Origin of the sequence: Clostridium sp. KNHs214 (assembly GCF_000744935.1) — a bacterium.
In the GTDB taxonomy this organism is placed as follows: Bacteria; Bacillota; Clostridia; order Clostridiales; family Clostridiaceae; genus Haloimpatiens.
The window spans coordinates 1,303,230-1,328,416 of sequence record NZ_JQMW01000009.1 but is presented as its reverse complement, the minus strand read 5'-3'; the positions used below and the strand labels follow the sequence as shown (position 1 = coordinate 1,328,416).

Below are 25,187 nucleotides of genomic sequence, written 5' to 3'. Positions count from 1 at the left end.
TTTTTACTATATCATCAGTGAAATAGTTTGTAAGTTCATTATCTAAATTGGATAAACTTGATAAGAACTCCTCGTATGCAGAATTATTAAGGCTGTATTGATAACTTGAAGCAACATCTTTAATTATATTTAGATAATCTATAAAAAAGTCAATGATAGCTTCACTGCTTATTTCTTTATTAATCATATTTACTAGCAGTATCCTTTATTAGCTTTTTAAAACTATTGAGAATAATATGCTTCTGCTTTAAAAATGAATGACTAGTTATTACGGAATTTTATCATATAAAAATAGCCATCCTACCATATCTAAGGAATCTAATAAAACCCTTTCTTGAGATAATTGAGTATTTAGCATGTTTTTTAATTCATCAGGTAAATCGGGACTATTTATTTTAATTTGTTTCTTATTATGAATAAAATAGTCTGAATAAGCGTTAGCAATGGCTAGTTTAATATCATTTTTCAACTGACCTACATGTATAAGGGCAATGATAGGATAATAAACAAAGCATTGTGTTATAGGATACCCAAATAGGCTTATTTAGTTTTATACTTTCATTTTTTATAAAATATTCTACAAGGGTAAGTCTTTCCTCTAAAAGCCTTTCCTCTAATCCCGGTATGTAAATTTTTATTGGAATTCTCCTTATAAATGTATCTAAAAGAGAAGAGCTTATATCCTTATTTGTTGCACAGATTATACGAGCGGAAGAATGAATTTTTTTTGTTACCTCTCCAAATCTCTTAAAGTAGCCTGTATCCATAAACACAAAAAGCATTTCTTGACCTTCACTAGGAAGATTGTGTATTTCATCTAAGAATAAAATACCTCCGTCAGCCTGCTCTATTAGTCCAGCTCTGTTTTCAGTTGCACCAGTAAAGGTGCCTTTTTTTACGCCAAAAAGATGGGAACTTAATAGCTGGGTGTTATTTGAATAATCTGAGCAGTTAAAATGTAGAAAAGGCATGTTTTTCTTAATATCTAGTGATTTAGCATATTCATGCATTAATTTTGCTAACATGGATTTACCAACACCAGTGTCTCCGATAATCAGGCAATTCATTCCGTTATCTGGATACAAAATAGCTGTTTTAGCTAGTTTTATAGATGGTATCAATGATGGATAGAGATAAGCTAGATTATCCATAGATGATTTTGCCGTAAAATCTACATTAGTAGAATTGTTTAAAAAGTATTTTACAGGTCTCGAACTATTTTTATATAATAAGCCTTCATTAACTAGTAAATTTAAGTCTTTACTTATATTAGACCTCTCTAAATTTAACAATTCACTAACTTCAATAGTGGTTACTCCACTACCTTTATCTAATGTTTTTATAGAATTGTATACTAAATCTATTCTTTTCATAATATCCTATCCCCTTATAAATAATGAAGTGTGTAATTAATTTTAAATTATTGTGTCAATAATTGTGTAAATAAAACACACTATGCAGAAAAATAACCTATGTAAACGTGTATATGTATTATTCTACAATACACTTGATACAAAAATCAATTATTAGTTAGGAAAAGTGTTTAAAAGCATAAGTAAATTGAAAAATCATTGTGTATTTTATAGTTGGCATAGTTATTGCATAGATAATAAGTATCAATAACTAACAATTAAGAATGGAGGAAAAAGTTTATGAAGTGGGCAATAATAGCAACGTGGAGAATGGCAGTTGAAGGAATAACTAAGGCATGCAAATCATTAGAAGATAAAGCCCCAGCAGGAGATGCTATAGAAGAGGCAATTAGTATGGTTGAGGATTATCCTTTTTATAAATCAGTTGGATATGGTGGATTGCCAAATGAAAACGGTGAAGTTGAGTTAGATGCAGCTTATATGGATGGGGATACTTTATCTATAGGAGCAGTAGCTGGTATAAGAGATTTTAAAAATCCTATAAGTATAGCTAAAAAATTAAGTGACGAAAGATTCAATTGCTTTTTAGTAGGAACTGGAGCAGATGAATATGCTCATAAAAATGGCTTTGAAAGAGTTAATATGTTAACAGATAGAGCTAAAATGCATTACAAGAAAAGAGTTAAAGAAACTGTAGAAAAAGGTTTAAGTCCTTATGATGGACATGATACCGTTGGTATGATAGCATTAGATGCTAATGGCTCTATGGCTTCTGGTACATCAACTAGTGGGTTATTTATGAAAAGAAAAGGAAGAGTTGGTGATTCACCAGTTTGTGGTTCAGGTTTCTACGTAGATAGTGAAGTGGGAGGAGCAACAGCTACTGGACTTGGAGAAGACTTAATGAAGGGCTGCATTTCCTATGAAATAGTTAGACTTATGAAAGATGGATGTACTCCACAGGAAGCTGCAGATAAAGCTGTTGAAGATTTGAATGAAAAATTAATTAAAAAGAGAAAGAAAGCAGGAGATTTATCTGTAGTATGTTTAAATAATAAGGGTGAATTTGGAGTAGCAACTAATATTGATGGATTTTCTTTTTCAGTGGCTACAGATAGTAAGGAACCTACAGTTTATGTATGTAAAAATGTAGATGGAAAAACAACCTATGAAGTAGCAAGTCAGGAATGGTTAGATGCATACACTAAAAGAATAACATCTCCTATAACATTTGATTAGTTTATTATAATAGCTTAAAATTCAAATTAGTTTACTAGCATTTTGCATCATTACAGTACTTTTCAAATACACATTTTTTAGTTTCTTGAATTAACTAGCACTATAGATTAAGAAGTGTTATAGATAAAGCAATGTTATAGGTAAAGTAGTATTATATATAGATAAAGCAATGTTATAGAATAATTAGTTTTGTAGATTAAAATACAGTTATGATATTATAAGTATGCATAGGTATATGAAATAAACTTATAATTATTAGTCAACAAAACTGCACTTTAGCATAAGAAGTGGCGGGAGAGTTTCATAAGCATATAAAACAAGGGGGAAAAGCAGTGAGTATTTATGAGGCTTGTGTAGGAAAATTCAAAGATGCTATCTCTATGGAAAAGTTAGGAGCCAACAGAATAGAATTATGTGATAATTTATTAGAGGATGGCACTACTCCAAGCTATGGTACTATAAAGACAACTATAGCTAATGTAAAAATACCTGTAATGGTTATAATTAGGCCAAGAGGGGGTTCCTTTGAATATTCAAGGGAAGAAGTAGAAATAATGAAAGAGGACATCAAAATAGCTAAAGAATTAGGTGCTCATGGAGTAGTTATTGGTGCCTTAGTCCATAGCAATATAGATATAAAAACAGTGAGAGAACTAGTAGAAATATCAAAGCCAATGAGTGTAACTTTCCATATGGCTTTTGATGAAATAGAGGACAAGTTCTCTGCTATAGATCAGCTGGTAAGTTTGCAAGTAGATAGAATATTAACTAAAGGCGGAAAAGTTAATGCCTTAGAGGGAAAAGATGAATTGAAAGCTTTAGTCCAATATGCTAATGGAAGAATTACAATTATGCCTGGAAAAGGTGTTACCAAAGAAAATAGACAATATATTTTAGATTATACAGGTGCAACTGAAATTCATGGCAGTAAGGTAGTTTAAAAGTTAAATTTAATAATGGACAGTTAAAAAAGAAAAGAGGAGATAGGTATGGAGGATTTAGAATTAATATCATTCCAATTAATTAGTAATGTAGGAGATGCAAAGTCATCTTTATTTCAGGCTCTAAAAGCATCAAGAGAAGAGAATTTTGAGCTAGCAGAAAAATGTGTTGAAGATGCAGAGGCAAGTTTATTAAAGGCTCATGAATCACATAGTTCATTAATTCAGCAAGAAGCTTCGGGCGAACCAGTAAAAGTATCATTGCTTTTAATGCATGCAGAAGATCAATTGATGACCACAGAAACATTAAAAGCAATTACCGAGGAAATGATTTTAACACATAAAAAATACTCAAAATAATCATATGATTCAACCACAAAAGAGAGTGCCCACAAAAGGTACAATGTAGTGGAATTATGAAATTTCTCCTCCATGACTTGCATAAGAACTGGGAACAATAAATTTAAACAGCTCCTTTGCTTCTTATGCAAGTCATTCAAGAGAAATTTCATAATTTAAGTAATGTAATACTTTTGTGGGATAATCATGATATAGTTTAATTAAAACATTTAAGGAAATTTGTAATTGTACTATTGACAGTTTTTATTGAACATGTTAATATATTACACAATTAAGTGATATTTCACAGCTTTCAGTGCACTGGAGTATTAGTTTTTAGTTAACTTAAAGGTTGTAATTTTTCACTTAAAATTGTCAAGAAATATACCATGAAGTGAGTGTATCTAGGGTTATACTTAAATTAGAGTTACACCTGAGCATAGCATTAGTTATTAGTGTGTTGCTGGGCTAATATTTATACTTCAATTAAAGTTATACCTGAGCGGTACAGGGAGACTTTCTAAATGTACAAAGAAATTTCCTACACGCAGATTAGAATTTAAACCTGCGGAGTCACGATTTAAGAGTGACTCTGTGGGTTTTTTGTTTTATAAACAGAGCTCTTAGCTTCAGATGGAGTTTTTACTCCAACTGAAGGTTAGAGAGCGTTATCCAGGGACGTAGCTGCCGTTATCTCCCACTTTGTAAGAAGTGGGAGTGTTACGGCAGGTAGTCATCGGATAAAAATAAGTATTTTCTAAGATTTTTCATGAAAGAAAAAATCTATATTTCATATTAATTTTTTAGTCCAGCTAAGAAATGTCAATAAGAATTAAAAAAATAATTAATATTTTTATTATCTTAAAAAAGGGTAACCTTAATAAACTTTTGTTAGACTAACAAAAAACGGAAATTATATTTATGGAATTATACTACGCAGCGAAGCCGCATTTCGCTTTGAGATAATTCTTTTGGTGTTCTTCTGGTGTAATTATTTCAAATTCTTTCCCATCACGAAGAATGGCAAATAATACGTTACAAACTTTATGCATAACTGCCCCAAGAGCAATCATTTTAGGCTTACTTTGGCACTTTAAAAGATAGTATTCTCGAAGTACTTGATTTTTGGCGGAGCCATCTTTGTTTTTGCTTATGCTGATTAATGCCATAGTGTGAATTACTCTTCTGGCAATTCGAGAGCCTCGCTTTGACATACTGATTTTTGTGCCATTAAAGTTGCCAGATTGCTTTACTGCTGGATCTAAACCAAAATAAGCAAAAAGCTGTTTTGGTGAGTTGAACGCAGAGAAATCTCCGATTTCTCCCATGAGGCTTACAGCAGAAAGAAAACCTGCACCTTTAAATGTTTCAATCAAGTGAATTTGCTTTACAAAATCAGTATTTTCATTTTCATCAACAAGCTTATGCATTTCAGAGAGTATAGAAGAAATCTCTTCATCATACTTTCGAATAAAGCTTATGTATAATCTAATACGCTTAAAATTACTACTTACAGAATAACCGAAGGTCTTTGCATCATTGGCAGCCTTTATAATGGCATTATACTTATTATTAGCATATGTAAGCCCAAAACGAGCTGTAGATCTTATAGAATCAATAATCTCTTCTTTGGAAGCATTTAAAAATGCATCTGGAGATGTGTATGTTTCTAATAAGGTTAATGATGTATTAGTAGTTATTTTTGAAAAAATTTTAAGGTATTCTGGAAATACCATCCGAAGTTCACTTTGAAGTTTGTTCACATAAGCAGAACGGTTGTCCATCAAATCATAATACTCTCTTGAAAGATTTCTTAAATCAAGAGCAAGATCTGATGGCATAAGAGATACTTTTAAATCTGGCTTTAAGCCTATTAAGGCAGCTTTTTTTGAATCAAATCTGTCATTATGCACTTTTCTAATGTTAATGTTTGTGCTATTCTTAGTGATGATAGGATTAATTAGGTTAACATTAAATCCAGTATCACGAAGATAGCAGAAGAGTGGGTAATGATAAATTCCCGTGGATTCTAGGAAAATGCGACTTTCCAAAGAATACAACTCTTCTGCTTCTTTTATTTTAGAAACAGCGAGTTCAAGGGAATCAATGTTTGAATGTAGTATTTTAAAAGGCTTTCCAACAAAGGCCTGGTTAGGAAGTGCGATAGACATCCAACTGAAATCTGCACCAACATCAATACCGACCGAGATAAATAAATTTTTAAATAAAATGTTTGACATGAGCAAAAGCTCCTTTCCGATAGGAATCCATTTCCATCTAATGAGTACACAACCTTGCGAGTTATACAGGTATAGCCTGAGGCTCCCAACCAGCCGAATCATAAAACCTCATTGAATGGACTAATTGACTAAATCACGGGTATGAGTCAGCAGATACTGACTTCCCAAGGAGGAAAACATTATTTGTCCTATCCTTGAAGATTATACTTTATGAAAAGTCTGGAGTCTATATAGGAACCGTCAAGCATGATAATTAACTAAGATAACATCTGATGAAGGAAGAAATCCTTCTTCTGTTATCTATTATAGAAACAATTAAATTGAGATGAGTAGTCTTAATGACTACATCATTATTATACAAGGAGGATAAATGATGAAAAAGTTTATAAAAACATATGGTTCTTCACTTTTATTATTAGCTTCAATGATAATTGGTGGTACAATAGGATACTTTTGGGGTGAAGGTGCATCTGTGTTGCAACCGATTGCAGATGTGTTTTTAAATCTATTATATTGTAGTGTAGTACCATTGGTTTTTGTTTCATTAGTATCTTCTATTGCTAAGATGGAGAATTTAGCAAAACTAAAAAAGATTTTATTGGTTATGATGGTAACTTTTTTAGGATCTGGAGCAATAGCTAGTTTATTTACAGCTGGAGTACTTAGCATATTTGATCCAGCCAAAGGTTCTAATATACAATTTACAGAAAAAGTGGGCAACCTAAGTAGCAACAGTAATTTTTTATCTATGTTTACTGTTAATGATTTTCCTGGTTTATTATCAAGGCAAAATTTGATGGCACTTATGGTTTTTACAATGATCTTTGCAATTGCCCTTGTTATGGTTGGTGAAAAGGGAAAACCAGTTGCAGTATTTATGGATTCATTGTCAAATGTTATTCTTAAATTAGTTGGAATTATTATGAAATTAGCTCCAATTGGATTAGGATGTTATTTTGCAATTTTAATGGGTCAGAACGGAAAACAGTTAGTGGGACCATTGTCTAGGGCCATGATCATATACATGGTTATAGTTGCCATTTATTATATGCTTTCAAATACTATATTTGCTTATATTGGAGCAGGTAAAAAAGGTGTTCGAGCTTATTGGAAAACTGCAATTACACCATGTTTAACAGCTCTTGGAACTTGCTCTAGTGCTGCATGTATTCCAGTAAATTTAAAAGCTGCAAAGGAAATAGGTATACCTGATGATATAAGTGATATTACAATTCCTATGGGAGCCAATTTACATAAAGATGGAGCATGTATTATAACAATTTTAAAAATTGCATTTATGTGTTCTGTATTTAATGTACCCTTTACAACACCTAAAAATATTGTTATTGCAGTAATTGTAGCGGTAGTTGCTTCAACTGTTATGGGAGCTATACCAGCTGGTGGTTATGTGGGAGAAATATTTATTGTTTCAGCATTTGGCTTTCCGGCTGTTTCAATACCAATTATGGTTTTGATTGGAACAATCACAGATGCTCCTGCTACTGCAATTAATGTAACTGGTGATACGGGTGTTGCCATGATTGTAGCACGATTTGTTGAAGGAAAAAGATGGTTTGAAAATAAGTAAAAGTGAAATATACATTTGTTTTTAATAACTTTTAACTTTATCGAATCTAAGGTTTTATAACATAAACTGGAGGTTTATGTTTGCTAAATATAATATTTTGAATGATTGAGCTGATTCATACCTGCAATTTTATGTTGCTAGTATGAATCAGCATTTTTATAATTAATTATTATTTAAATATTTTCTAATATATTTAGCTCAACTACTGGTTTAGTTATATAAAAATACAAGTTATTGAATATAAAACTGGCGTAAACTATAATTAAGTTGATTCATGAATCAACTTAATTTATAGTTGGAGGATAAATTTATGTCTATTGAAATTGGAAAACAAATAAAAAATTTACGTATAGAAAAAGGGGTTACTCAGGAGGAGCTAGCAAAGCATTTAGGTATTTCTTATCAAGCGGTGTCTAAATGGGAAAATAATATTACATCACCGGATATTGAGTTATTGCCAAAGCTTTCAGTTTACTTTGGAGTTACTATTGATGAGTTATTTGTTATACCCTCTGAAGTTCAGATAGAAAGAATAGGAAATATGATTTACAACGAAAGGATAATAAGTCCAGAAGTATTTAATTATGCTGTGAATTTTCTTGAAAATACCCTTAAGGATGAGCCTGAAAAATCCGAAGCGTATTTCCTTTTAGGAAAACTTTATAATCATAGGGCTGAAAATGATCATAAAAAAGCAGCCATTTATATAAAAGAGGCTTTAAAATATGAACCTTATGAAAAGGATTATCACGGTGCACTTATTCATGCAGAAAATGGTGTATTTGGTGATGAATATTATAATAGGCATGATGGTTTAATTAAATATTATGAAGAATTTACAAGAGAGCATCCAAATTATTGGAGCGGGCATTTATTTTATTTGGATCAATTAATTAGGGATGGGCATTACGATAAGGCTAGGGATACATTAAAGAAGGTGAAGAAGATTGAGCATACCTCACTAGATTTTATGTATGAAGGAGACATTGAATTTCAGTTAGGTCATAGGGAGAGTGCTATAAAGTTATGGGGTCAAGGAGTAAATGAATTCCCATCAGATTGGAAGGCCTATATTTCTCATGGTGATCGTATGGTAAGAGTGGGATATTATGAAAAAGCACTTAAAGATTATGAAAAGTCTATGCAATTACAGGAGAAACCTCGTCTTGTAGATCCACTTGAATTTATGGCATGGATATATGAGATTCTAGGAAGGTATAAGAATGCTGTTGAAGCTTTGCAGAGAGAGATTTCCATCCTTCAAGAGGAGCACAATATTTCCTCAGGCGAAATGATAGATAAACCAAAAAGAGAAATAGAAAGGCTTAAAAAATATTATGAAAAAGTATCTCTATGAAATAAAACATTTAATACTTTTAAATGTAATTTGTGATCTACTAGCTACTATATCTTTAGCTAATATTCCTTATTTAACCAAAAAGCTATTTGATTCTATTGGAAATTCTGATGAAACATATTTAGGAATTCTAATTTTAATATATATTGGATGTAATGTTTTAAATTTGGGTCTTTCCTATATGGAAAATTTATTGAATTTTAAACTGGGTATTGCTTTTGAAGTAAGTTTAAAAAAAGACTTCTTTAGAACTATAACTAATTATAGCTACAAGAGATTTTCAGCTAAAGACGTGGGAGAATACATTTCTCTTCAAGGTAATGAGATAACTCAGCTTGAGATGGACTATCTTACTCCTTTTATAGATATAATTAAATCTATCAATATATTTATTGTGTATGGAGTTATGTTTTTCGCTTTTATTGATTGGCGAATTGCACTAGTGATGCTTTTTTCCTCTATAATAGCTACTTTAATTGCACCTAATCTTACTGCTAAAAAATTATCTTTAAGGAGAAAGGTATATCTAGACAATATGGGTCTTTATGTATCTAAGATAAAAGACCTTTTAGAAGGTTTTAAGTTAATTAAGAGTAAAACGAGAAATAATATTTTTAATGAGCAGGAAAGATTTCTTAAGGATACAGCCGAATATAGATTTCAGTACGGTAAATTAAAGTCCTTTGCCTTAATTATTAACGGAGCTTTTATATATTTATTGCACATAATTTCCTTTGCTATGGTGGGGTATTTACTTATAAAAAAGGAAATCACCATAGGTACAGCAGTGGCTACTTTTGGCTATATAGAGTGCTTTATAAGTCCCATGGAGTCACTGATTTATGATATAAATACTATAAAGTCAACTAAAAGCATTAAGCTTAAAGTTTTGGAGTTTTTAAGAATTAATGAAAATTACAAAGACTTGATGGTTAAAAAAGAATTTAATTCTCATATAGAATTTAAAAATGTAACTGTAAATTATGAAAACTTTTCTTTGAAAGATTTCAGCTACAGATTTGAAAAAAATAAGAAGTACGCAATAATTGGGCACAGTGGCTCAGGAAAATCCACTATAATTAATGCTTTAATGAGATATGTGGAATTAAATAAGGGGAATATTTATATAGATGATGAAAAGCTAGAGGATTTAGATACCTCTTATATAATTCATAATGTAAATCAACAGGAGCATATATTTGCTAGCGGGTATAAAAACAATGTGACAATCTTTAATTCATTTCCTTTTAATAAGGTTAGTTTTCTAGAAAATGTTTTAGATAAAAATATGCTAAATTCTATAGCTGAAAAATCAAATTGCCAAGATTTAAGTGGCGGAGAAAAACAGGTTTTAGTTATCTATAGAATGTGTTTGGCTGATGCATCTATTTGCCTTATGGATGAAGTGTTTTCTGCAACGGATATGAATATTACTAATAAGTTAGAAAGGTTCTTATTATCAATGGAAGATAAAACCATGATTATGATAACTCATAAATTATCGGAACAATTGAGATACTTTGATGAAATTCTTCTAATGGAAAATGGAAAGCTTGTACAAAATGGTACCTATGAAGAGATTTGTGAGTCCATGGAATATAAAAAATTGCGAAATGCTTCTTAAAGGTTTTAAAGGTAGTAATCAATAAAGTGTCTATCTAGCGGCATTTTATAATGGCTATATGGGCGTGAAATAAACTAGAAAGTTATGTTTATTAAGAGGTCACTTATACAATTATACTATAATATAAAGTGCTGTGGCATTAAGAAATTTACATACAATATACTGTTTTGCAAGTTTAAACTTAACACAATGTATTGTATGATTTATTCTTAGTTCCACAGCTCATTTTTATTTTATTAAAATTATACTGTGATTAAACCACAAAAAGTCAAAATGTGGATGAACTGTTAAATTTATTCTAAGTGACTAGCATAAGAGCTGGGAACAATAAACTTAAATAGTTTCTTTCTTATACAAGTCATTCAAGAAAAATTTCATAATTCAAGTAATTCAATACTTTTTGTGGGATAATCATACTGTTACAGTTATATTTATGGCATTATGAGATATTAGAGAAGGTATTATTATAAGTATAATGTTATATAATCATTACAACTGAATTATTTATTTTTGTTATACTATTAAGTGATGATTTAAGATTATATATTAATAAGAATAACAAAAAATTATATCAGAATTTTAAAGTTTTATATAAAAATCAATAATAGAATGAAAGGAATGAGGGGGATTTTGACTAAAATATTATTAGTAGAAGATGATAAAAACATAAGTGAAATGGTTACTGAGTATTTAATAAATGATAGGTATGAAATTACACAAGCTTACGATGGAGAGTCAGCAATGGTTAAATTCCAAGAACAATCCTATGATTTGATTTTATTAGACTTAATGATTCCTAAAATCCATGGATTGAATGTTATGAGAAAAATACGGGAGAAGGATGTTACTCCTATAATTATTATAACAGCAAAAGATAATGATACAGATAAAGCAATGGGGTTAGGACTTGGAGCGGATGATTATATAACTAAGCCATTTTCTTTAGTGGAGCTTTCAGCGAGAATTAAGGCAAATATAAGAAGAGTAACAAAGTATAATAAAGAAAAAAATAATCATGAACATGAAGATGAAATAATTTGTGTTAAAGACTTGGAGATTAACATATATAAGCATTCTGTTATTAAGGCAGGAAAGCAATTAAATTTGACTTGTAAGGAATTTGAAATTTTAAAGCTACTTGCTTCTAACTTGGAAAGAGTTTTTTCAAAAGAACAAATTTATAATCAAATTTGGAAGGAGCCTTATTTTGGAGAGGAAAATGTTATTAATGTGCATATGAAAAGATTAAGAAATAAATTAGGTGAGGACAAAAGTAACGTTCAATATGTCAAGACTTTGTGGGGAATTGGATATAAGATGGAGGACAAATAGCATGAACATAATGACAATATTATTAGGTATTTTAGTTTTAATTTTTATAATAATATATATTTTAGAACATAGGAAATATACTCTTCAATCAAAACAAATTGAATATATAGCTAACAAAATAGAAGAAATTATTGAGAATGAAACATTGGAATTAATATTGATTCCTACAGAAAATGAAGTAGTAAAGTCTATTGCGTCAAGTGTTAATCATTTATTAGATTATAGTAATAAAAATAAGATGGCATATGAAAATTCCAAAATATCCATGATGAAAATGTTATCAAATATGTCACATGATTTAAAAACCCCCTTAACTACTTTAAAAGGATATGTGGAAATGCTAAGGCTTAAATTCAATAATGATAAGATGATTGAGAAGGTGGATTTGAGAATTAATGAAATATTAGAATTGATAAATAAATTTTTCAATCTTGTTAAGTTGGAGTCTGGTGACAAAATACTTAATATTACAAAAGTAAATGTATGTGAGATATGTAGAAAAAATATGTTTGAATTCTATAATATCCTTTCGGAGAAAGAATTTTATGTGGACATTAATATACCAGAGAATCCCATTTACGTTAGTGCAGATGAAGAAGCACTAAGTCGTGTCCTAAAAAACATAATACATAATGCTATTAAATATGGAAGCGATGGAAAATACATAGGGATAAGTATTGATGTGTGTGAAAACACAGTTTGTGTTGGAATTGAAGATCACGGTAAGGGAATTTTGGAAAAATATAAGGAAAATGTTTTTGAGAGACTTTATACATTAGAAGATTCAAGAAGTAAAGATTACCAAGGTAGTGGATTAGGATTAACAATATCCAAGGAACTTGTGGAGCATATGAATGGGAAAATTAAGTTAACTAGTATTCCCAACAAGAAAACATTATTTAATATAATACTTCCAAAAGAAAAATAGCAACTTAAGGCACATTCAAATAAATAACAAGTCAGTATGCTAGTCTATTTTGCCCCATACTGCGTCAGCAGAACCCACCGATAGTTCTACTAGCGGCGGAACCTGCTTTCTTGTCTGACACAAAATATACCAGCATCTTTGACTTATTATTTATTTTTATGTACTTAAGAAAAAAGTAAGATTCATGATAGAAAAAAGATAAGTTGATTTGTTATATTAATTTTATAGAAAGGAGAGATTAATATGGATTACATATTGAGAACAAATGGACTTACTAAAATGTATAAGGATAAAAAGGTAGTAAATAATGTAGAGATGCATGTAAGAAAAGGTGAAATCTACGGGTTCCTAGGTCCAAATGGAGCAGGAAAAAGTACAATACTTAAAATGATTCTTAATTTAGTAAAGCCTAGTAAAGGTGAAATTATCCTTTTTGGGAAAGAAGTTAATGGAAATAATTTTGAAACTTTAAAAAGGATAGGTTCTATTATAGAAAATCCTTATTTCTATAGCAAATTAACAGGAAGGGAAAATTTAGAGTTGCATTGTGATTATATGGGTTATCACAATAAAGAAAGAGTAGATGAAGTTTTAAGTTTAGTAGGGTTATTGGATATTGAAGGAAAAGCAGTTTGTAATTATTCATTAGGCATGAAACAGAGATTAGCAATTGCAAGAGCAATACTTGCAAAACCAGAATTTCTTATATTGGATGAACCTATTAATGGCTTAGATCCAGAAGGAATTAAGGAAGTTCGTTCACTTATAAAAACATTAAATGAAAAATATGGAATAACAATAATTATTTCAAGTCATATTCTTTCAGAAATAGAGTTAATTGCAGATACAGTTGGTATTATAAAAAATGGCAAGCTATTAAAAGAAGTATCTATGGAAAAGGTTCATGAGTATAGCAGTGAATATATAGAATTAGAAGTAAATAATCCAAGTAAAGCAGGATATTTAATTAAAGAAGAAATGGGTATTTTAAACTACAAGATGATTTCTGAAAACAAAATTCGTATATACGATATAGAAAAATCCCAAAAGCTAATTTCAAGAGTACTCATTGAAAATGGTGTTGAATTAGAAAGTATATGTAAAAAGGAAAGTACCTTGGAAGAATATTTTCTAAAGTTGATACAGGAGGATAGTTATGCTGCAATTAATTAAATTAGAAATAAGGAAATATAAACTTAAAAAATATATTAAAGGAGTATTTATAGCTATACTTTTTATAATGGCTTTTTTAACCATGTCATATATTGATAATAAGGTACATTCACCAAACGACTTAGATACATATCAAAGTGTTATATGGATGATAAATGTTTTATCATTTGATGTTTTTTTGATATTTTCTTCAACAATAATGGGGAAGATTATTATAGGAGAATATAAGGATAAAACAATTTTAGTAATGTTTTGTTATCCTATTGACAGAAAAAAAATAATGTTGTCAAAGCTATTTATAGTAGGTGTATTTGGAATGTCATGCGTACTTATTAGTAATACACTATGTATACTGTATACAGTAATTTTAGATTCTATTGTTGATGTGGTTGCAGGAAGTTTTAGTTTTAGTTATATTTCTTCTGCATCTTTAATATTTTTGGCATTTGCTGTAATGACAGGAATCATGTCATTACTTCCCTTTACTGTTGGCATGAAGAAAAAATCAGTACCATCTACAGTAGTAACAGCAGTAGTAATAGCAGCTTTAGCGCAGCCTATAATAGGAAGTGAACCACAATTAATAGATACACTTATTAAATTAATTATTATCACTTTGATTACCTTGACTTTGTCAGCATATACCATAATAAAAAAGATAAATACTATAGACGATGTAGATGTTGCTTAGCTAAATTAGTTTTTATAAAAATGGACACTATAATGAACTGGTAATTTTAGGACATTATAGTGTCTATTTTATATATTCTTACAATATAAAAATATATTATGATTAGCCCATAAAAAGTATTACATTACTTGAATTATGAAATTTCTCTGGAATGAGTTGCATAAGAAGCAAAGGAACTATTTAAATTAAATTTATTGTTCAGAGCTCTTATGTAAGTCATGGAGGAAAAATTTCATAATTCCACCACATTGTATCCTTTTGTGGTTTAATCATATTTGTAGATTAATCAAACTAGATATTTTTTAATCTTCCTGTTTCTGAAATTCTAAATTGTCAACATATTCTTTGGCCTGAACTAAACTGAAAGAAGTATTATCTCTTAACAATTTGACTGCCTTGACCATTTTTCCCTCATTTTTCAAGTTGATTAATTCATCTTTTAGAGAAACCGAAACATATTTGCTTGATAATTCAGGATTCCCTGTTTTGTCTGCCAAGCTATCCAAACGCGCCATAAGTTTCTGATTTTTATTATTTAAATCTCCTATTGAGTTCCATGCAAATAACCCAGATATAATAATAAATGCCAACAATACTGTATATTCCATGTAAATTTCACCTTCCTTACACTAGTATATTACCATATAACAAGTTGTTTGGAAATAAATATTACCACAATAATGCAGTACAATTACCGTGGAAATCAATGAATTACGATAAGTCTTTGAAAATTGTATTGAAGGAAGATTTTAAATGCCTATACAATTGAGTTTTTTGTATGTTTTTTTGAAATTTAATAAGTAGAAGTAGACATTTTATAAAACTAGAATTAAATAATTGTATTTAGAAGATTATACATCATCTATTTTATTTACTACATTAATAAATAAAATGATTATAACAAAGTAAGATACTATGAATTAGTGGATTTTAGGGAGAGTTCTAAATATCTTTATTATTTCTTAATAAACATATAGATAAGGTAGTGTATAATAAAAACGGGTGATATAATGGATAAAATATTGATTGTTGAAGATGATGCTGATATAAGGAATATTCTAAAAATCTATTTAGAAGGACAAACTTACAAGGTATGGGAAGCAGAAAATGGTGCTGAAGCTATGAAACAATTAAACAAGCAAGTGGATCTTGTTATTTTAGACTTAATGCTTCCGGACACCGATGGACTAAGTATATGTAAAAATATTCGTGAAAAATACCACTTCCCAATTATTATGATTACAGCTAAAAATGCAGATAGTGATAAAATATTAGGTCTGAGCTATGGTGCTGATGATTATATTACAAAACCCTTTAATCCTTTAGAAGTGGTTGCCAGGGTAAAGGCCCAATTGAGACGTTATAAAGAATATACCCAAAGCAGCACTGATGCAGATAGTATTTATTATAAAGGACTTACTTTAAATAAAAAAAGTAAGCAAGTAAGTATTAATGAAAAAGAAATTAAGCTCACACCAACGGAGTTTAAAATTTTAAAAGTTTTATTGGAAAGAAAAGGAGAAGTTTTAAGTGGTGAGGAACTGTTTCATTTAATTTGGGAGAATGATTATTATTCTAAATCCACTAATACTATTACTGTTCATATTAGAAATTTAAGAGAAAAAATAGGAGATTCTTCTGAAAAACCAGAATATATTAAAACAGTGTGGGGGGTAGGTTATATCATTGAAATGTAAAAAATGGAAGTGGAATTATTATATTATATCATTTGTAGCTTTTATACTTATATTATTTTTTGTTGATATATATTTAGAAGGAAGTGTTGGAGAATATTTTGTAAGGAGGCTACTTGATGACAGAGAAGAAGTAGTACTGAATTACAATGGATACCATGCAATAAGGGGAATTTTTCGATGGGATAGATTAAGAAGTATATTGACATTTATAGTTTTTTCAGTTTTTTTTATAGTGCAAATTAGTATTTACATAGCTTCTAAAATATCTCGAAATGATGAAAAAAAGAAAGTTATAGCTGAAGTTGAGGAGAGGATGCGCCTATTTCGAGATGATGAAAAGCCTAGAGATGATCAGGAGCTAAAGTTTATTGATGTGGAAATTAAATCAATTTTAAATGAAAAGGCAAGGGTGGAACAAGAAAAGGAGATGGAAATCCGAAAGAAAGATGATTTGGTAACTTATTTAGCTCACGACTTAAAGACACCTTTAACTAGTATTATTGGATATTTAAATATTTTAGAAGAGTCTGAAGTTACAGAAGAAATTAGGAAGGATTGTTTAAGAAAAGTCTTAGACAAGGCTTATCACTTAGAAGAATTAACTAATCAGTTTTTTGACATTACAAGATTTAATCTTCAAGAGATTCCTTTAAATAAAGCAGAAATTGATGGAGAATTTTTCTTACAACAAATAACAGATGAGCTTTATCCTCTATTTATGCCTAAGAATTTACAAGTTAATTTAAAAGTATCATCGGATTTAAAAATATATGGTGATGGTAATCTTTTGGCAAGGGTTTTGAATAATCTTTTGAAGAATGCTATTAGTTATAGTAATAGGGATTCTTTTATTAAAGTTACAGGTATAGGAGACCCTAAAATAACTATTATAACCATAGAGAATGATGGGGATGTTATATCTGACCAAGAACTTAAACTGATATTCGAAAAATTTTATCGTAGAGATAAAGCAAGGAGCCAAGCATCAGGTTCAGGATTAGGTCTTGCTATTGCGAAGCAAATTGTTGAACGTCATGAGGGAACATTAAAAGCAGAAAGCGTAAAAGGTCATACAACTTTTAGTGTTTATCTACCAAAACCTTTATAAAATCTTTATAAATTCTACATAAAGTGTGAATAAACCTTTATCTTATCATTGATAAACTAATGATATGATTAACCCACAAAAAGGTACAATGCGATGGAATTATGAAATTTCATAATTCAAGTAATGTAATGCCTTTTGTGGAATAATCATGCTATAAGATAAAGGTTTATTTTTTTTAGGGAGGGCTGAAAATGGAATTAAGGATTGATAAGGTAACAAAAAAATTTAAAGATTTAAAGGCAGTAAAAGATGTTAGTTTGAATTTTATTCCAGGTATATGGGGGCTTTTAGGACCAAATGGTGCTGGAAAAACAACTTTGATGAGAATGATGGTAGGAAATTTAAAACCTAGTGAAGGGGAAATTTGTTTTGGCAATAATAAAATCTCTAGTTTAGGAGCGGAGTATTTAGGAAGGATAGGATATTTACCTCAACATTTTGGATATGATAAGAATCAAAGTGTAGAAGACTTTCTAAACTATATAGGTGTTCTAAAGGATATTGATAAAGCTACAAGACGTACATGCATTACAGAGTTATTGAAACAATTTAATTTATCTGATGTAAAACACAAAAAAGTAGATGAGCTTTCTGGTGGCATGAAAAGGAGAGTAGGTATTTGTCAAGCTATGATCAATAATCCAGATATATTAATTGTGGATGAGCCTACAGCAGGTTTGGACATTGAGGAGAGAAGAAATTTTCGCCATTATTTAACAACCATTAGTAAGGAGAAAATAATTATTCTTTCCACTCATATTGTATCGGATATAGAGTTTATTGCAAACTATCTCATACTCATGGAGAAAGGAGCAATTATTGAATCGGGAGAAAGTCGCACATTAATTAATTCTATTGATGGTATGGTTTTTGAAACAGCTATACAAGAGAGCGAAATGTATAATATAGAACAACAATATCGTATCATGAACTTTCGTAATGAAGGGAATGGATTAGTGACTATTCGATATGTTGCAAAATTACCACTGAGAAACAGTAAGCAGGTGAAACCTAATTTGAATGATTTCTATCTTTCAAAGGTAAAGGAGGCTAAATAATGGATTTATTTATTTCTGAGCTAAAACGTCAAATGGGCGGGAAGAGATTCATATCTTACCTTCTGGTTTCTATTATTTTAGCAATACTATGGGCATGGTTTATTATAGGAGGAGCAACAGAAGGATTCATGATGACTGGCTGCTATAAGGGACTTAAAGGAATGTCGGCAATAAAAGCTGCAGCTAAGGATAGAAATGTATATGCTGGTAAAATGCTTGAGAAAAATTTTCAAAAAAGTGGAGAAGTTTTTTTGAATTCGAAAAATAAAGAAGATAAGATTATAATGAATGACGATTTATTAAAATTGGCAGTTTATGCAGATACATTGGTTATGCAAAATTATAAACTTAAAAAAATATCAGGAGATGCTAATCTAGAATGTGAAAAATTCCCTGTGGATTTTGGTTCTCATTTTTATGAAAATGAAGACTTATATTATCAAGAGCTTATTTCTAAAAACACAAAGAATCAATCTGAAAAAGAATTAGCTTATAAAATGTGGAATCAGGTAGAAAAACCTTATACTTACTATTCTGGTTATGAAGTATGGGAAGATGGCATTTCACATATTCAATTATTTACTTTTGTACTTTTAATAATTATGGGCTTTTTTTCTAGTGGAATTATTGCTAAGGATAAAGAATGTGAATTAGATGAAATTATATCTTCAACAAAATGTGGGAGAAAGAAATTAGTGTTTGCTAAACTTTTTATACCAATTATTATGGGATTTTCTATGTACGTGCTTGGAATGGGAACATATATAGGAATTTTAAAGCACTATCTTCCAGCAAATGCTCTTAAAACATCAGCTCAGTTATCAACAACTATTTTACCTTATAATTTAAGTGATTTAATAAAAAGCATGATCTTGGTGGGATTTATTGGGACACTTACATTTTGTTCATTTGCAATTTTTATTTCTTCTAAAGTTAAGAAAAAATCAACAGCAATGAGTATTAGTGTACTAGTTATTGTAAGTGGATTTTTATTATGTGTTGGCAGAGATTTAAACAATCTAATATTGAGGGTAATAAAATTAGTTTTACCAGGTAGTTTGGTATTTTCATTTTCTGACATTATGAAATTTAAAGTACCTGTAGTTTCTATATTTGGAAAGGCATTTTTCTATTTTAAATTTTGTTCAGTTATCAGTTTATTGATACTTTTTATAAGTTTGATAATGGCTTCATGGAATTATGTTAGGAGGTAATAAATTCATGATCTTATTGGAAATGAAACGTCGTTTATATACAAAAAATGTATTATTATCTATACTGGTTATTTTTATTATAACTATAGGTTTGAATTTTATAACAGTAAATGATCAAAAGGATTATATTAATGATTTAAAAAAGCAGAACTCCTATGAAGGAAATATTACAGAGAAAAATCTTTATTCAGCTTTAAAGAAAGTGCGAGATGAAAAATCTAAAAGCTACTATTACCAATCACAAATTTGGGTAATCGATAATCTTGTTAAGGATTATCCAGGGATTCTTTATAAAGAGAATAAGATAGAGGACTATCCTGATAAATATGCTACAGAATTTTATGATTGTTGGAGAAATAAATTTAAGGAATTAATTAAAAGACTTCCAGCATCAGAGCAACAAATTGCCATGAACAATTTAACCAAAATTAAAACGCCATTTGCACAATATCCTGGACATTATTTTTACTATGATGTCTTTCAAAATATGAAGTTACTTTTTATAGTTACTATGTTTTTAGTGACATTTTTTGCTTCAGGAACCTATTCTGACAGCTTTGAAGATGAGAGCATAGAAATTATTAGAACCACCAAAGGATGTAAGAAAAATATGATGGTTAGAACTTTACCGGTAATTTTTTATGGAGTATTATTGACGCTAATTACCATTTTAGGAACAGTAGGAATAATCGGTTCTGCGGTAGGATTTAAAACGTTAAAGACTAGCTATAAGATGCTTTCATTATTTTCTTTTGGCAATCTTTCTATAGGGGAAGCTATCATGATAGCGGCATTAGCAGAAATCATTGGAATCCTTGCTTTATCAATTTTAATGGGATATATATCTTTAAAGACAAAGAAAACCACCATAGCTATAGCTTCAGGTGTCAGTTTAAGTATATTTTATATGGTGGGAAGCAAAATTGTGTCATCTTCAACAAGTTTTATGAATTATATACTAAATGCAATCCCTATGGCGAGCTCTCATATATCAGCAAGTTTGTGTGGATTTTCTCTCAATTTTGGAATATGGGAACCTTATGCAATCATACTGGAGATTTTAATGGTATTTATAATAGCTGCTACAGCACTAGTTGTTGCTATTAATAGAAAGTGCATTTAGATATTTATTTTCTAAAAATAAGCGGTTAAAAATAAGTTTTACAATTTTGAAATTGTAATTAAAAATTCATCAAGTTATCCTTTGAATAAAGATTATTTTTCGAGTTGGTATGAATTTTATGATATAAATTGTAAAAATATATTTTCTAATTAAATTGACATTCAAACCTCCATGTGATATATTTATAATATGAAAGTTATAAATATATCACATGGAGGTCTTGACATGAGGACAAATAAAATTAAACTAGCAAACCAGCTGTTTTTTAAATCATTAGTAGTATTTTTAATACTTGTTTTATATATTGTGAGTAGAGACAACTTTGGATTTAACCAATATCACAACATTATTTCAAAGATTTATTATTCTGTGTTAGTTTTATACGGTCTTACTGGATTTATAAAACAAGAAAAAGTGGATGAATTGGCAGAAAAAATTTTATATAGAGTAAATAACATTGTTCTAGTTGTTGTTAATATAGGATTATTCTTACTGGCTATTCTTGTTGCAGCACCTATGTATAGTAATGTTAACGTTACAAGAGATGTTATAGGGTTATTAATATTGATTTTACTATTTATAATTACTACTCTTAAAGCAAGTTTGTTTTATTATTACAATAGGAAAGGATTATAAAATGACTATTTTAAAAACTAATATAAAGGAATTTAGAGAAAAGGCAAATATGAAGCAAAGCCAATTGGCTGATTTAGTAGGTGTTAGACGAGAAACTATTGTGCATCTTGAGAATGGCAAATATAATCCTTCTTTAAAACTTGCTATGGATATTGCTAAAATTTTTAATACCAGTGTAGACAAATTGTTTGAATTTATAGAGTAAGTAAATCATAACTAAATATAGATCTTCCTGCTAAAAGTAAAACAGCTTAAGTAGCAATTTTATTTATGATACATTCCCCGCCATTTGATAAAGTCCCAAATTTTTTCATAGATGCATTATCTGTAGAAATGTGCATTATTATTTCTTCATTATGGTAATGTATTCTCCATATAGTGCATATAAGAAAGTGAAGACATAAAATGTAGGTTTATGTCTTCTGTATTTTTACAAATTTTATACGAAGTTTTATATAGATTATTTATAAATTAAATAAATATATGTATATGAAAACAACTTAATACATTCAATGGTACTTAAGTAATTGATTTTATACGTGTAATGTCGAAAAAGTGTATACGGAAAATATTTGAAAAAAATTCACATCAAAACCATTAGTTATTTTAATTGATTTTCCTGACTATAAATATACAGACTTAGATAAAAGGGAAAAGAATTTTAGAATCAATAATTTTAAGGGGGCAGAAACTACTGATGAATTTTATGAAAACCTTTTCTTTGGAGATGAATATTATGAAACTTCAGATGGAAATAAGCACATTACAGTAAATAAATTCTTTAAAGAAGAATCTGGTGGAACCTATGAATTTAAGGGAAAAGTTGTAGGGTGGTATACAGCCGATAATAATGCAAAAGAATATGGCTCAAACGAAGGTAGTGGGGTGGAGGATCTTTAGGAGAAGATGCTATATGGCCATTCAGATGGGGATTTAATATTTTTGGGGAAGATATGGACAAACTAAGTGCACAAAATAAACAAGCTATAGCTGCTAAGAATCCTACAGTAAAAGATAGAAGTGGAAAAGAGTTTAAATTAGAGGACTTACCAGTAGATTTATTTAATCATGAATTTGGACATGTTCTTGGACTTCCAGATTTATATGGAACTAATGAGCCTCCAGTGGAAAATTGGTCTATAATGGGAGGAAGTTATGCAGGAGACCCTAGAGGCTCTGAACCAGCTAGCTATGGTGCCTATTGCAGGGAATTTTTGCAAAAGGATTTTACAAAGCCAGGTAAAATAGCTAATTGGCAAAACTCTAAGGTTTTAAATTTAGAAAATATAAATGAGAATGGTATTGATGTAGTGTTAGATCAAGCTAGTATCAAGGGACAAAACAATGATACTATAAGAATTAGTTTATCGGAATATAATGATGAAAGAGTTGTAACCCCACCAGAAGGTAAGTACTGCTATTTTAGTGGTAAAGGGGATAACTTAGAAAATTATATGACAACCAAAAAGCCTATGGAATTAGTAGGAAAAGATAAAGCTGAATTAAGTTTCAGAACTTGGTATAATATAGATCCAGGCTTTGATTTTGCTTCAGTTCAAGTAAAGGAATTAGGTACTAATGATTGGATTTCTGTAAAGGGGAATTTAACTACTGACACTGTAGATCAGTGGGTTAGGGATAATGAAACCCCAGAAGAAATAAAAAGAAGAAATCCAGGACATGGTATAACTGGCAGTTCAAATAAACAATGGGTGAATGCAACCTTTGATTTAAGTGCTTTTAATTGAAAATAGATGTTTAATATCAATATAACTATAAATTAAGCGGTAAATATATTTGTCTATGTGACTGTATATTTACCGCTTATAGTATTTAGAAATATTGCTATATCTAAATCAATCTTTAAAGTATACTTGTTTCAGATCATCAATGCGCTCAGTTAAAAATTCATACATTATTCTTCGAGCTTCATCTGCTTCTTTTTTTTCAATGGCATCTATTAATTTACTCATGTAAGTAATGGGTTCGCAGCCAAAAATCCTATATATTATTTCATTAAAGGTAATGCACAGTTTTTTGAAAGAATTACATACTAATGGGTATATATTATTACCTGTAGCACAATATATAGCATGAAGAAATTCAAATTTTAATTGAAAAATTTCTGTATTATCGGTAGTTTCAAGAGCTTTTTTATAAATGGAACGCATAAGTTTTAAGTCATCATCTGTACGGTTTTGAGCTGCTAAATATGCACACTCACAATCAAAATGTATGCGGTATGATGTTAATGAGTCAAAGGTTTTTTTGTCAAATTTTCCTCCGTTGAAGTTGATGATTGACAAAAGTGTATTTAATTGGCCGTTTCTAATATAATCCCCAACAAAAACGCCCTTTCTCGGTATGATTTCAACAAATCCGTTTTGAGCAAGCTCGTAGAGACCTGAATTAATAACAGTTCGACTCACATTAGTTTTTTTCGCCATTTCTCGTTCAGTAGGCAATCGATCGCCAATTTTCCATTCTCCAGATAATATTTTTCCTTCAATTTCTTTAATAAAAAGTTCTTTCATTGTAGGAGGCACTATTTTACGTAAAGACATTTTTAACACATCCTTTGTATTGGTCTAACCAAGAGCACAAGACTATTGTAGAGAAATCTACAAAAAAAGTCAATTGATTAGTAGATGAAGTATAGTAATTTTACATGAATTTTTAACTTTGTCAGAAAATATTGATTTTTGATACATATAATGTTAAAATTTAGACAAGCTTGGTATGACCACAAAATAAAATAATGTGATGTAGAATTCATAAGTCATACATAAGCAAAATAGAATAAAATAAGGGATAGAAATAGGGGGAAGATATATTATGAATACTTATAAGGTTATTGAAATTAAGCAAAGTGTTTTTGATGACAATAACCGTGATGCTGATTTGCTTAGAAAAGAATTAAAGAAGGAAAAAACATTTTTGCTAAATTTAATGTCATCTCCAGGCTCTGGTAAGACCAGCACTCTCACGAAAACCATCAATGTTTTAAAAGATGAAATGAAAATAGGAGTTATGGAGGCGGATATTGATTCAGATGTGGATGCCAATACTATTTCTCAAACTGGCGCAAAGGTTATTCAATTGCATACAGGTGGGATGTGTCATCTGGATGCAGATATGACTAGACAAGGATTACGTGCATTAGGTACTGAAGAAATTGATTTTGCAATTTTAGAGAATGTAGGGAATTTAGTCTGTCCCGCAGAATTCGATACGGGATCATCAAAAAATGCAATGATATTAAGTGTTCCTGAAGGTGATGATAAGCCATTAAAATATCCTTTGATGTTTTCTATTTGTGATGTTCTATTAATCAATAAAATTGACACATTAGACTATTTTGATTTTGATTTAGAAGCATGCAAGGAGAGAGTAAAAAAATTAAATCCAGATATTAAGATTATTCCAATTTCTGCAAAGACAGGTGAAGGCATAGAAGAATGGACAAATTGGTTACGTAATGAAGTTAAAATATGGAGTGAACGATAATTACAGGAAATTTATTTTT

The 25,187-nt window shown here is 29.8% G+C and carries 25 protein-coding genes and 2 pseudogenes; 21 read left to right on the top strand and 6 right to left on the bottom strand.

What is annotated here, in order from left to right:
* The 3 genes from CC89_RS08765 to CC89_RS08760 all read right to left on the bottom strand — a co-directional run.
* The coding region (locus CC89_RS08765) for a hypothetical protein (RefSeq protein WP_035291099.1) at positions 1-187 on the bottom strand (187 nt) is incomplete at its 3' end.
* A gap of 81 nt (positions 188-268) precedes the next feature.
* Positions 269-469, bottom strand: coding sequence for a hypothetical protein (locus CC89_RS21080; protein ID WP_051931621.1), 201 nt, complete (start codon positions 467-469; stop codon positions 269-271).
* Positions 459-1,373, bottom strand: a complete 915-nt coding sequence (locus CC89_RS08760) for a sigma 54-interacting transcriptional regulator (protein WP_051931619.1) — start codon at positions 1,371-1,373, stop codon at positions 459-461. The genes CC89_RS21080 and CC89_RS08760 overlap by 11 nt, the downstream gene beginning before the upstream one ends.
* 279 nt (positions 1,374-1,652) lie before the next feature.
* Between CC89_RS08760 and CC89_RS08755 the strand changes: the two genes are divergently transcribed.
* The 3 genes from CC89_RS08755 to CC89_RS08745 all read left to right on the top strand — a co-directional run bounded on the left by CC89_RS08755 (position 1,653) and on the right by CC89_RS08745 (position 3,913).
* On the top strand, positions 1,653-2,612 hold the full coding sequence (locus tag CC89_RS08755) for a glycosylasparaginase (RefSeq protein ID WP_035287747.1): 960 nt from the start codon (positions 1,653-1,655) through the stop codon (positions 2,610-2,612).
* A 332-nt stretch (positions 2,613-2,944) separates the two neighbouring features.
* A complete protein-coding gene (locus CC89_RS08750; RefSeq protein ID WP_035287745.1) occupies positions 2,945-3,553 on the top strand; it encodes a copper homeostasis protein CutC in 609 nt (202 codons plus the stop codon).
* 48 nt (positions 3,554-3,601) lie between these two features.
* Positions 3,602-3,913 carry a PTS sugar transporter subunit IIA gene (locus CC89_RS08745; RefSeq protein ID WP_035287744.1) on the top strand — a complete coding sequence of 104 codons (312 nt, stop codon included), beginning with the start codon at positions 3,602-3,604 and terminating at the stop codon, positions 3,911-3,913.
* 911 nt (positions 3,914-4,824) lie between these two features.
* On the opposite strand, the gene CC89_RS08740 is transcribed toward CC89_RS08745, so the two are convergent.
* Positions 4,825-6,132, bottom strand: a complete 1,308-nt coding sequence (locus CC89_RS08740; RefSeq protein ID WP_035291097.1) for an IS110 family RNA-guided transposase — start codon at positions 6,130-6,132, stop codon at positions 4,825-4,827.
* Positions 6,133-6,505: 373 nt separating this feature from the next.
* On the opposite strand from CC89_RS08740, the gene CC89_RS08735 reads away from it, so the two are divergent.
* The 7 genes from CC89_RS08735 (at position 6,506) to CC89_RS08705 (ending at position 14,825) form a co-directional block, all read left to right on the top strand.
* The gene (locus tag CC89_RS08735; RefSeq protein ID WP_035291096.1) at positions 6,506-7,720 is read left to right on the top strand and encodes a dicarboxylate/amino acid:cation symporter; all 1,215 of its coding nucleotides are present in this window, start codon (positions 6,506-6,508) and stop codon (positions 7,718-7,720) included.
* Positions 7,721-8,030: 310 nt separating this feature from the next.
* Positions 8,031-9,077, top strand: a complete 1,047-nt coding sequence (locus CC89_RS19510; protein ID WP_051931617.1) for a helix-turn-helix domain-containing protein — start codon at positions 8,031-8,033, stop codon at positions 9,075-9,077.
* Positions 9,058-10,701, top strand: a complete 1,644-nt coding sequence (locus CC89_RS08725; protein ID WP_035291095.1) for an ABC transporter transmembrane domain-containing protein — start codon at positions 9,058-9,060, stop codon at positions 10,699-10,701. Before CC89_RS19510 ends, CC89_RS08725 begins: the two co-directional genes overlap by 20 nt.
* Before the next feature lie 630 nt (positions 10,702-11,331).
* The gene (locus CC89_RS08720; RefSeq protein ID WP_353601169.1) at positions 11,332-12,033 is read left to right on the top strand and encodes a response regulator transcription factor; all 702 of its coding nucleotides are present in this window, start codon (positions 11,332-11,334) and stop codon (positions 12,031-12,033) included.
* Position 12,034: 1 nt separating this feature from the next.
* On the top strand, positions 12,035-12,961 hold the full coding sequence (locus tag CC89_RS08715) for a sensor histidine kinase (RefSeq protein ID WP_051931615.1): 927 nt from the start codon (positions 12,035-12,037) through the stop codon (positions 12,959-12,961).
* A 243-nt stretch (positions 12,962-13,204) separates the two neighbouring features.
* The gene (locus CC89_RS08710; RefSeq protein WP_035291091.1) at positions 13,205-14,134 is read left to right on the top strand and encodes an ABC transporter ATP-binding protein; all 930 of its coding nucleotides are present in this window, start codon (positions 13,205-13,207) and stop codon (positions 14,132-14,134) included.
* On the top strand, positions 14,118-14,825 hold the full coding sequence (locus tag CC89_RS08705; protein WP_035291090.1) for an ABC transporter permease: 708 nt from the start codon (positions 14,118-14,120) through the stop codon (positions 14,823-14,825). Before CC89_RS08710 ends, CC89_RS08705 begins: the two co-directional genes overlap by 17 nt.
* Positions 14,826-15,127: 302 nt before the next feature.
* Here CC89_RS08705 and CC89_RS08700 read toward each other — a convergent pair whose 3' ends face one another.
* Positions 15,128-15,433 carry a hypothetical protein gene (locus CC89_RS08700; protein WP_035291089.1) on the bottom strand — a complete coding sequence of 102 codons (306 nt, stop codon included), beginning with the start codon at positions 15,431-15,433 and terminating at the stop codon, positions 15,128-15,130.
* Between the two features lie 399 nt (positions 15,434-15,832).
* On the opposite strand from CC89_RS08700, the gene CC89_RS08695 reads away from it, so the two are divergent.
* The 10 genes and pseudogenes from CC89_RS08695 (at position 15,833) to CC89_RS21435 (ending at position 23,409) form a co-directional block, all read left to right on the top strand.
* On the top strand, positions 15,833-16,522 hold the full coding sequence (locus CC89_RS08695; RefSeq protein ID WP_502685629.1) for a response regulator transcription factor: 690 nt from the start codon (positions 15,833-15,835) through the stop codon (positions 16,520-16,522).
* Positions 16,512-17,630, top strand: coding sequence for a sensor histidine kinase (locus CC89_RS08690; protein WP_035291087.1), 1,119 nt, complete (start codon positions 16,512-16,514; stop codon positions 17,628-17,630). The genes CC89_RS08695 and CC89_RS08690 overlap by 11 nt, the downstream gene beginning before the upstream one ends.
* 191 nt (positions 17,631-17,821) lie before the next feature.
* On the top strand, positions 17,822-18,688 hold the full coding sequence (locus CC89_RS08685; RefSeq protein WP_035291085.1) for an ATP-binding cassette domain-containing protein: 867 nt from the start codon (positions 17,822-17,824) through the stop codon (positions 18,686-18,688).
* On the top strand, positions 18,688-19,902 hold the full coding sequence (locus tag CC89_RS08680) for an ABC transporter permease (RefSeq protein ID WP_035291084.1): 1,215 nt from the start codon (positions 18,688-18,690) through the stop codon (positions 19,900-19,902). Before CC89_RS08685 ends, CC89_RS08680 begins: the two co-directional genes overlap by 1 nt.
* 7 nt (positions 19,903-19,909) lie before the next feature.
* Positions 19,910-21,025, top strand: coding sequence for a hypothetical protein (locus CC89_RS08675; RefSeq protein WP_035291082.1), 1,116 nt, complete (start codon positions 19,910-19,912; stop codon positions 21,023-21,025).
* Positions 21,026-21,250: 225 nt separating this feature from the next.
* Positions 21,251-21,661: a hypothetical protein gene (locus CC89_RS08670; protein ID WP_035291081.1), complete on the top strand. Its 411-nt coding sequence runs from the start codon at positions 21,251-21,253 to the stop codon at positions 21,659-21,661.
* Between the two features lies 1 nt (position 21,662).
* The gene (locus CC89_RS08665) at positions 21,663-21,866 is read left to right on the top strand and encodes a helix-turn-helix transcriptional regulator (protein ID WP_035291080.1); all 204 of its coding nucleotides are present in this window, start codon (positions 21,663-21,665) and stop codon (positions 21,864-21,866) included.
* A gap of 392 nt (positions 21,867-22,258) precedes the next feature.
* Positions 22,259-22,561 (top strand): annotated as a pseudogene (locus CC89_RS21445) (immune inhibitor A domain-containing protein); the annotation flags it as partial.
* Positions 22,558-22,878 (top strand): annotated as a pseudogene (locus CC89_RS21440) (immune inhibitor A domain-containing protein); the annotation flags it as partial. The pseudogenes CC89_RS21445 and CC89_RS21440, both read left to right, overlap by 4 nt.
* 93 nt (positions 22,879-22,971) lie before the next feature.
* Positions 22,972-23,409, top strand: coding sequence for a hypothetical protein (locus CC89_RS21435; protein WP_353601185.1), 438 nt, complete (start codon positions 22,972-22,974; stop codon positions 23,407-23,409).
* Between the two features lie 108 nt (positions 23,410-23,517).
* Here CC89_RS21435 and CC89_RS08655 read toward each other — a convergent pair whose 3' ends face one another.
* Entirely contained in the window at positions 23,518-24,225 is a 708-nt protein-coding gene (locus tag CC89_RS08655) for a FadR/GntR family transcriptional regulator (RefSeq protein ID WP_051931613.1), read from the bottom strand.
* Between the two features lie 271 nt (positions 24,226-24,496).
* Here CC89_RS08655 and hypB point away from each other — a divergent pair, with 271 nt between their 5' ends.
* Positions 24,497-25,168: a hydrogenase nickel incorporation protein HypB gene (hypB, locus tag CC89_RS08650; protein ID WP_035291078.1), complete on the top strand. Its 672-nt coding sequence runs from the start codon at positions 24,497-24,499 to the stop codon at positions 25,166-25,168.
* Positions 25,169-25,187 lie beyond the last annotated feature (19 nt).